This is a genomic window from Ralstonia sp. 110700041-2 (assembly GCF_056280165.1).
Window position 1 is genome coordinate 20,661 of the sequence record NZ_JBSFAI010000025.1, and the last position, 8,637, is coordinate 29,297.

At 58.8% G+C, this 8,637-nt stretch carries 7 protein-coding genes; 5 read left to right on the forward strand and 2 right to left on the reverse strand.

The window, feature by feature from the left end; translation table 11 throughout:
* Positions 1-5 precede the first annotated feature (5 nt).
* From czcA to czcE, 5 genes are all read left to right on the forward strand, one after another.
* Complete coding sequence (czcA, locus tag ACUXH0_RS25970) at positions 6-3,197, forward strand: heavy metal efflux RND transporter CzcA (protein ID WP_004635342.1); 3,192 nt, start codon at positions 6-8, stop codon at positions 3,195-3,197.
* Between the two features lie 50 nt (positions 3,198-3,247).
* Positions 3,248-4,198, forward strand: coding sequence for a cation diffusion facilitator family transporter (locus ACUXH0_RS25975; protein ID WP_062739169.1), 951 nt, complete (start codon positions 3,248-3,250; stop codon positions 4,196-4,198).
* A gap of 1 nt (position 4,199) precedes the next feature.
* On the forward strand, positions 4,200-4,877 hold the full coding sequence (czcR, locus tag ACUXH0_RS25980) for a heavy metal homeostasis two-component system response regulator CzcR (protein WP_008646724.1): 678 nt from the start codon (positions 4,200-4,202) through the stop codon (positions 4,875-4,877).
* Between the two features lie 4 nt (positions 4,878-4,881).
* Positions 4,882-6,312 (forward strand): sensor histidine kinase CzcS, encoded by a 1,431-nt coding sequence (czcS, locus tag ACUXH0_RS25985; protein WP_182594977.1) that lies wholly within the window; start codon positions 4,882-4,884, stop codon positions 6,310-6,312.
* 108 nt (positions 6,313-6,420) lie between these two features.
* On the forward strand, positions 6,421-6,822 hold the full coding sequence (gene czcE / locus ACUXH0_RS25990; protein WP_011514820.1) for a copper-binding periplasmic protein CzcE: 402 nt from the start codon (positions 6,421-6,423) through the stop codon (positions 6,820-6,822).
* 298 nt (positions 6,823-7,120) lie between these two features.
* Here czcE and ACUXH0_RS25995 read toward each other — a convergent pair whose 3' ends face one another.
* Together ACUXH0_RS25995 and ACUXH0_RS26000 are read right to left on the reverse strand one after the other, a co-directional pair.
* Positions 7,121-7,399 (reverse strand): hypothetical protein, encoded by a 279-nt coding sequence (locus ACUXH0_RS25995; RefSeq protein ID WP_008646716.1) that lies wholly within the window; start codon positions 7,397-7,399, stop codon positions 7,121-7,123.
* A 182-nt stretch (positions 7,400-7,581) separates the two neighbouring features.
* Positions 7,582-8,625, reverse strand: a complete 1,044-nt coding sequence (locus ACUXH0_RS26000; RefSeq protein WP_476196444.1) for a porin — start codon at positions 8,623-8,625, stop codon at positions 7,582-7,584.
* Positions 8,626-8,637: the final 12 nt, after the last annotated feature.

Below are 8,637 nucleotides of genomic sequence, written 5' to 3' on the forward strand. Positions count from 1 at the left end.
CAGCAATGTTTGAACGTATCATTAGTTTCGCCATCCAGCAGCGATGGCTGGTCCTGCTCGCCGTGTTTGGAATGGCCGGGTTAGGGATTTTCAGCTACAACCGACTACCGATCGACGCGGTCCCTGACATTACCAACGTTCAGGTTCAGGTCAATACCTCGGCACCAGGCTATTCACCGCTCGAAACCGAACAGCGTGTTACGTATCCGATCGAGGTCGTGATGGCCGGCCTGCCGGGACTCGAACAGACGCGTTCCCTGTCCCGCTATGGCTTGTCGCAGGTGACGGTCATCTTCAAGGATGGCACGGACGTCTATTTCGCGCGCCAACTCGTCAACCAGCGCATCCAGGAAGCCAAGGACAATCTGCCTGAAGGCGTTGTGCCGGCGATGGGGCCTATTTCGACCGGCCTCGGGGAGATCTATCTATGGACCGTTGAAGCCGAAGAGGGTGCTCGCAAAGCTGACGGGACTGCCTATACGCCGACAGATTTGCGCGAAATCCAGGATTGGGTGGTACGGCCGCAACTGCGTAACGTGCCCGGTGTCACCGAGATCAATACTATCGGTGGTTTCAACAAGCAGTACCTGGTCGCGCCGAGTCTTGAACGGCTAGCGTCGTACGGGCTGACGCTGACCGACGTCGTCAATGCGCTGAACAAGAACAACGACAACGTGGGTGCGGGCTACATCGAGCGTAGGGGCGAGCAGTATCTGGTTCGTGCGCCGGGTCAGGTTGCGTCCGAAGACGACATCCGCAACATTATTGTCGGTACAGCGCAGGGGCAGCCGATCCGCATTCGCGACATCGGGGATGTGGAGATTGGCAAGGAACTGCGTACCGGTGCGGCAACCGAGAATGGCAAGGAAGTTGTGCTGGGCACGGTATTCATGCTCATCGGCGAAAACAGCCGGGCTGTGTCAAAAGCGGTCGATGAAAAGGTCGCTTCCATTAACCGTACGATGCCGGAAGGTGTGAAGATCGTAACGGTATACGACCGGACACGTCTGGTCGACAAGGCCATTGCGACCGTCAAGAAGAACCTTCTTGAAGGCGCGGTGCTCGTCATCGTAATTCTGTTCCTTTTCCTGGGTAACATCCGCGCGGCGCTGATTACCGCGACGATCATTCCGCTGGCGATGTTGTTCACCTTCACGGGGATGGTGAACTACAAGATCAGTGCGAACCTGATGAGCTTGGGCGCGCTCGACTTCGGCATCATCATCGATGGCGCGGTGGTGATTGTCGAAAACTGTGTGAGGCGACTGGCGCATGCGCAGGAACACCATGGCCGGCCATTGACGCGCTCCGAGCGGTTCCATGAGGTGTTTGCCGCAGCGAAGGAGGCGCGTCGCCCACTGATCTTCGGTCAGCTCATCATTATGATCGTCTACCTGCCGATCTTTGCGCTGACGGGGGTGGAAGGCAAGATGTTCCACCCGATGGCGTTCACGGTCGTCCTGGCGCTGCTGGGCGCGATGATTCTGTCCGTGACGTTCGTTCCGGCTGCGGTCGCCTTGTTCATCGGCGAACGGGTGGCCGAGAAAGAAAATCGTCTCATGCTCTGGGCGAAGCGTCGCTACGAGCCGCTGCTGGAAAAGTCGCTCGCGAACACGGCCGTTGTATTGACGTTTGCCGCGGTGTCAATTGTTCTGTGCGTGGCCATTGCGGCCCGCCTGGGCAGCGAGTTCATCCCCAATCTGAACGAAGGCGACATTGCCATCCAGGCGCTGCGCATTCCTGGCACGAGCCTGTCGCAGTCCGTGGAGATGCAGAAGACGATCGAGACGACCCTCAAGGCAAAATTCCCCGAAATCGAGCGCGTGTTTGCGCGGACAGGTACGGCGGAGATTGCATCCGATCCGATGCCGCCGAATATTTCGGATGGCTACATCATGCTCAAGCCTGAGAAGGATTGGCCAGAGCCGAAGAAAACACATGCCGAACTGCTGTCCGCCATCCAGGAGGAAGCCGGCAAGATCCCCGGGAACAACTACGAGTTCTCCCAACCGATCCAGCTGCGGTTCAACGAGCTGATCTCCGGGGTCCGCTCGGACGTCGCAGTCAAGATCTTCGGCGATGACAACAACGTGCTCAGCGAGACGGCGAAGAAGGTATCGGCCGTGCTGCAGGGCATCCCCGGCGCGCAGGAGGTGAAGGTAGAACAGACCACCGGCTTGCCGATGCTGACGGTCAAGATCGATCGGGAGAAGGCGGCGCGATACGGGCTTAACATGAGCGACGTGCAAGACGCGGTGGCAACGGGCGTCGGAGGCCGTGATTCCGGAACCTTCTTCCAGGGCGATCGTCGTTTCGATATCGTGGTCCGCCTGCCCGAAGCTGTGCGCGGCGAGGTCGAGGCTCTGCGCCGATTGCCGATTCCGTTGCCAAAAGGAGTGGACGCGAGAACGACGTTTATCCCATTGAGCGAGGTGGCGACGCTGGAAATGGCGCCCGGCCCGAACCAGATCTCGCGCGAGAACGGCAAGCGCCGCATCGTGATCAGTGCCAACGTTCGTGGACGTGATATTGGTTCATTCGTGCCCGAGGCGGAAGCGGCTATCCAAAGCCAGGTCAAGATCCCGGCTGGCTACTGGATGACATGGGGTGGCACCTTTGAGCAACTGCAGTCCGCCACCACCCGCCTGCAGGTGGTAGTGCCGGTGGCGCTGTTGCTGGTCTTCGTACTGTTGTTTGCGATGTTCAACAACATCAAGGATGGCTTGCTAGTCTTCACGGGCATTCCCTTTGCGCTGACTGGCGGGATTCTTGCCCTGTGGATACGCGGCATTCCGATGTCCATTACTGCAGCGGTGGGCTTCATCGCGCTGTGCGGGGTGGCGGTGCTCAATGGTCTGGTGATGCTGTCGTTTATCCGATCGCTGCGCGAAGAAGGGCATTCCCTCGACAGCGCGGTCCGAGTTGGCGCCCTGACGCGACTGCGTCCGGTGCTGATGACGGCCCTGGTGGCATCCCTGGGTTTCGTGCCGATGGCCATCGCCACCGGTACGGGCGCTGAGGTGCAACGTCCCCTCGCAACGGTGGTAATCGGTGGCATCTTGTCGTCCACGGCGCTGACCCTACTGGTGTTGCCGGTGCTCTATCGACTTGCTCACCGCAAGGATGAGGACGCGGAAGATACTCGCGAGCCAGTCACTCAGACGCATCAACCGGATCAAGGCCGCCAGCCTGCATGACGTAAATCCTTGGGCGGTCATCGTACCGCCCAATTTTTATAGGAGTTTCTATGGGCGCAGGTCACTCACACGACCATCCCGGTGGCAACGAGCGATCGCTCAAGATCGCCCTTGCGCTGACCGGTACGTTCCTGATTGCCGAAGTGGTCGGTGGTGTCATGACGAAGAGCCTGGCGTTGATCTCCGACGCCGCGCACATGCTCACGGACACCGTCGCACTGGCCATCGCACTGGCTGCTATTGCGATCGCCAAGCGACCCGCGGACAAGAAGCGGACATTTGGCTACTACCGTTTTGAGATTCTTGCCGCGGCCTTTAACGCATTGCTGCTGTTCGGTGTGGCTATCTACATCCTGTACGAAGCCTACCTGCGGCTGAAATCGCCACCTCAGATTGAGTCAACCGGCATGTTCGTCGTGGCTGTGCTGGGCCTGATCATCAATCTCATCAGCATGCGCATGCTGTCCTCCGGGCAAAGCAGCAGCCTGAACGTGAAGGGTGCTTATCTGGAAGTCTGGAGCGATCTGCTCGGGTCGGTTGGCGTCATCGCCGATGCGATCATCATCCGCTTCACGGGCTGGGCGTGGGTCGACTCCGCCATTGCGGTGCTGATCGGCCTCTGGGTACTGCCTCGCACTTGGATCCTGCTGAAGTCGAGCCTGAATGTGCTGCTCGAAGGCGTACCCGATGACGTGGATCTGGCAGAGGTTGAGAAGCAAATTCTGGCGACGCCCGGGGTAAAAAGCTTCCATGACCTCCACATCTGGGCACTTACCAGCGGCAAGGCGAGCTTGACGGTTCATGTCGTGAATGACACGGCCGTCAACCCGGAAATGGAAGTGCTACCGGAATTGAAGCAGATGCTGGCTGACAAATTCGATATCACGCACGTGACCATTCAGTTCGAACTGGCACCATGCGAACAAGCGGATGCAGCTCAGCATTTCAATGCATCGCCAGCACTGGTCGGATCGAAGTCGCTTGCTGCAGGAGGAAACTAAGGTGCGGGTACTTGTTGTAGAAGACGAACCGCGTACTGCGGAGTATTTGCAGAAGGGATTGTCGGAGTCGGGTTTCGTGGTCGACATCGCGAACAATGGTGGCGATGGGCTCCACATGGCGGAAGAGACCGACTACGACGTCATCATCCTGGACGTCATGCTGCCAGGTATGGACGGGTGGACGGTCATCAAGTCCATTCGATCCAAGTCCGAGACACCCGTACTGTTTCTGACGGCGCTGGATGATGTGGCGGATCGTGTCAGAGGCTTCGAGTTGGGGGCAGACGATTACCTGGTCAAGCCCTTCGCCTTTGCCGAGCTCCTTGCCCGTATCCGGCGTTGCTTGCGCCAAAGCACCTCGAAGGAGTCCGAGCGATTGCGCATTGCCGATCTGGACATCGACGTGCTTGGAAGGCGGGTATTCCGGGGAACTACCCGCATTGAATTGACGAATCAGGAGTTCTCGCTGTTGCACCTGCTCATGCGCCGGAGAGGGGAGGTGCTGTCGCGAACCACGATCGCGTCCCAGGTCTGGGACGTCAACTTCGACACGGATACCAATGTCGTTGACGTCGCGATCCGGCGCCTGAGATCCAAGGTGGATGATCCCTTCGATCAAAAGCTGATCCATACCGTACGGGGAATGGGCTATGTCCTCGACCCAGAGCGCGGCCGGTGACGGAATGAGGCCCGGGACTTCGATAACCCCGCTGTCACTGACGAGGCGGCTTGGGCTCTTCTTTGCATTGGTACTGTCTATCGCGCTGGCCAGCATGGGCGCCTTTGCTTACTACTCGCTCGCCGCGCAACTCGAGGCCAGAGACGATGAGGTTGTAAAGGGAAAACTCGAACAGGTCGAGCATTTCTTGCGCGAGGTGGACGGGGTGCAGGGCGTCCCGGCGGCGCAGCATCGCTTCGATGATCTGGTGCGAGGTTACTCGGACCTCATCGTTCGCGTCACGGCGCTGGATGGCCGGCTTTTGTTTCGCACGGGCAACGATGCATTGCTGGAAGGCACTGACCAAGCGGCGGTCACGGGAAAGTCATCGCTCATGTTCCAGTCCGCCGATGCGGTGTTGGGGCGAGACGGTACGCGGGCGACGGTGTTCGTGGCGAAGTCTGGCGAGGACAGGAAGCAGGTGACTGCGCGATTCCGGACGACGCTCGTGCTTGGTACCACCGTCGGTGTGATATTGACGGCCCTGGTGGGGGCGGCCATTACGCGCCGTGAGCTGGAGCCGGCGCACGTACTTATCAAGCAGATCAACCGGATCAGTGTGGAACGGCTGAGCTACCGGGTGGACATGCCACCCAAGCCCACCGAAGTGCGTGATATCGCCTCTGCGTTCAATGCGATGCTGCAACGCCTCGAGGATGGTTATCAGAAGCTGTCGCGGTTCTCCGCCGATCTTGCCCATGATTTGCGCACGCCGCTTAACAACCTCATTGGACATGCCGAGGTCGCCTTGTCACGAGACCGCACCGGGCCCGAGTATGTCGCCTTGGTGGAGGAAAGCCTGGTCGAATACCAGCGACTTGCGAGGATGATCGATGCGATGTTGTTCCTCGCGCGAGCTGACAGTGGCAATGTGGCGCTCGAGTTGACGGAACTCCAGTTGAATGCAGAACTTCGCAAGTTGTCCGCCTACTTTTCGGTGCTTGCAGAGGAGCGAAGCGTCGTAATCAGGGTAAGCGGGGATGCCACCCTGGTCGCTGATGCCATTCTGTTCCAGCGTGCGATCAACAATGTTCTGTCAAATGCGGTCCGTCATGCGTGGCCGAATTCGATGATAGATCTGGTGGTGCGCCGCGAAGCGGCACATTGTTGCATCGACATCACGAACGTTGGAGACCCAATCCCGGAGCGGGAACTTTCCCTCATCTTTGATCGGTTCTTCCGTGGGGATAGGGCGAGATCCAACTCGTCACAGTCCACGGGGCTGGGCCTGGCCATCGTCCTGTCGATCATGGAGCTCCATGGCGGCGACGCGTCAGCCGTGAGCGGCTTGGATGGGAAGACACGCTTTACATTGCGCTTCCCGCTCAACGGTGCTGAAGCCTCAGCGCGGGTTTCGGTGGGTAGGCCGAGTCAGGACCGACCAGTCGTTGGGTAGAGTGGTGCAATGAGCCCGATTGCCTATTTGTAATCGCCGGGCAAGGCTGCAGCATGCGTACAATTTATACACTCGTTTTCATAGATCAACGAAGTCTCTAGAAAGGAGATGACTATGAAAACGAAGAAACACGCCTTGCTGTTTGCGGCGTTGCTGTTGGGTGGGATGTCGGCTTCGTATGCTTTGGAAATGACCGGGTTGAAACCGGGCGTGCCTGCGTCGACGGCGACGGCGCAGGCGATGGCGAAGCGTCACGCGACCTTGTATGGCGATCCAGCCGGCCAATCTCAGGCCAGTCGCATTATCGACGTGAAGCCAGGGATGCGGTATGTCAACGTGGACTCTGGCGAGACGGTGGCGTTTCGGGCCGGCGAGAAGATCGTCGCATGGACCTTCGCCCAGATGGTCAGGGATACGAGTGTGGACCTTGGCTTGTTGATGCCGGATCTGCCGGGTAGCGCTGGCGTGCGCGTCTATATTGATAGAAGCGACCTCTTCACAGGTGGCTGAACGTTGCTGAACCGGTGAACTACAGGCCCCGCACAATGCGGGGCCTTTTTCATCGTCATTGGCGTCGGTTCTGCCGCTTAGCAATACACGAGGCGATGGGAAGTTGTAGCACGCGCCACCGCATCATGAACGGCACCGGATTGACGCCGATGGAGGGAAAAAAAGCTTGCCCTCCGGGGAGGGCAAGCTTCGGAAGCTTTCGCCATCGGGATAAAGCGAAAGAGCACCAAGAGCCAAGCAACTGACGGGTGCCTGGCTCCCCCACAGAGGTCGGTCTGAGTTTCAGGGACGGCTTGCGTCAAATTCCGCGTGCGCCATCGGTGAACACATCACGCGGCCCAATACGCGAGCCGTCGGTAAATACGTCACGCTGGCCGAGGCGTGCGCCGTCGGTGAACACGTCGCGCTTGTCGATGCGTGCACCGCCGGCGTAAATGTCGTTGACTGCGGCGCGTCCGCCGTCGGTGTAGGGGTCGCGGGGACGGTGGATCTGGCCATCAGGGGTAGCAGCGATGGCGGAGCCGGCGGCAGCAATCGTGAGGGCAGCAGCAATCAGGGCAGTGTGAATCGTCTTCATGGAATCTCTCCGGAGTCAATGTTTGTGAGTCTCTAATCGCTCACCGTGTTCACAGTCTAGCTACCGGACCTGCTCCACTGAATTACCCGCGTATTACGATCCTGTCATAAAAAAATGCCTCCCGGTTGGGAGGCACAAACTCTCTTGAATTAACAAGAAAGTGTCGATTCTTTTGAGCTCGCTCAGAACTTGTGGCGTACGCCTACGACGACGCCGGTCTGATCCTTGCCAGGGACAACGTTGGTCGGGCTGCCGGTCGTCGAGTTGTAGCCGTTCATGCCCAGCTGCGAGTTGCCGCGGTTCAGTGCATAACCGACGTTCATATACACATCGGTACGCTTCGAGAAAGCGTAATCTGCCGAGGCAACGAACAGGAACGGGTCTGCGCCAGAATTGCGGCTGTCCGTGTAGTAGGCGGCGCCGGTCAGCGTCAGTGCGGGCGTCAGGCCATAGCGCAGGCCGGCCCAGTAAATGTTAGAACCGTTCGTCGGCAGCGCACCGACATTGCCGTTGTACCAGCGATAACCAATAAATGCCTTAGCCGGTCCGAAAGCGTAGCTCGCGCCAATTAGAGCGCGGCGGTCCTTGCGGTCGGCCGTGGCGACGGTGCTGCCCTGGATCTCGTCGTACACCGCGCCGACAGCGAGGGCGCCGGTTTCATACATGAGCGATACGCCCATGTTTCGATCGACCTTGTAGTTCCCCGGCACTTCGCCGCCGCCGGTGCGGCTAAAGCTGTAGAGGCCGGTGACCGTCAGGCCACTGAAGATGCCACGGTACTTGATAGCATTGTCAGCGCGACCCGCCAAGACGTCATCCATCTTGAAGAGCGAGTAGCGCGGCGCGAAGCCCATCGGGTCGAGTTGCAGCGTGGTGTCATACATTGGTGTCGTTTGACGACCCAACGTCAGTTGACCATATTTGCTACCCAATCCTACGAAGGCACTACGATCAAAAAGACGGGTGCTGTTGTTCTGTGCGCCGGTGTCGAACGAAATGCCGCTTTCCAATTCGAAGATGGCTTTCAGACCGCCGCCAAGGTCTTCGACGCCACGCAGGCCCCAACGCGACGTCGACATGTTGCCGGAGGTCATGCGAACCTGGTTCGAGCCACCGGGCGAAGCCGATGGGACGTTGCTCAGATGGTAATACCCCCTGAAATCCACCGCTGGGAGAAGTAGAATTTTCTCGTTAAGAGGGAGTTCTGCAGATGAAGAAGTCGAGATTCACAGATAGCC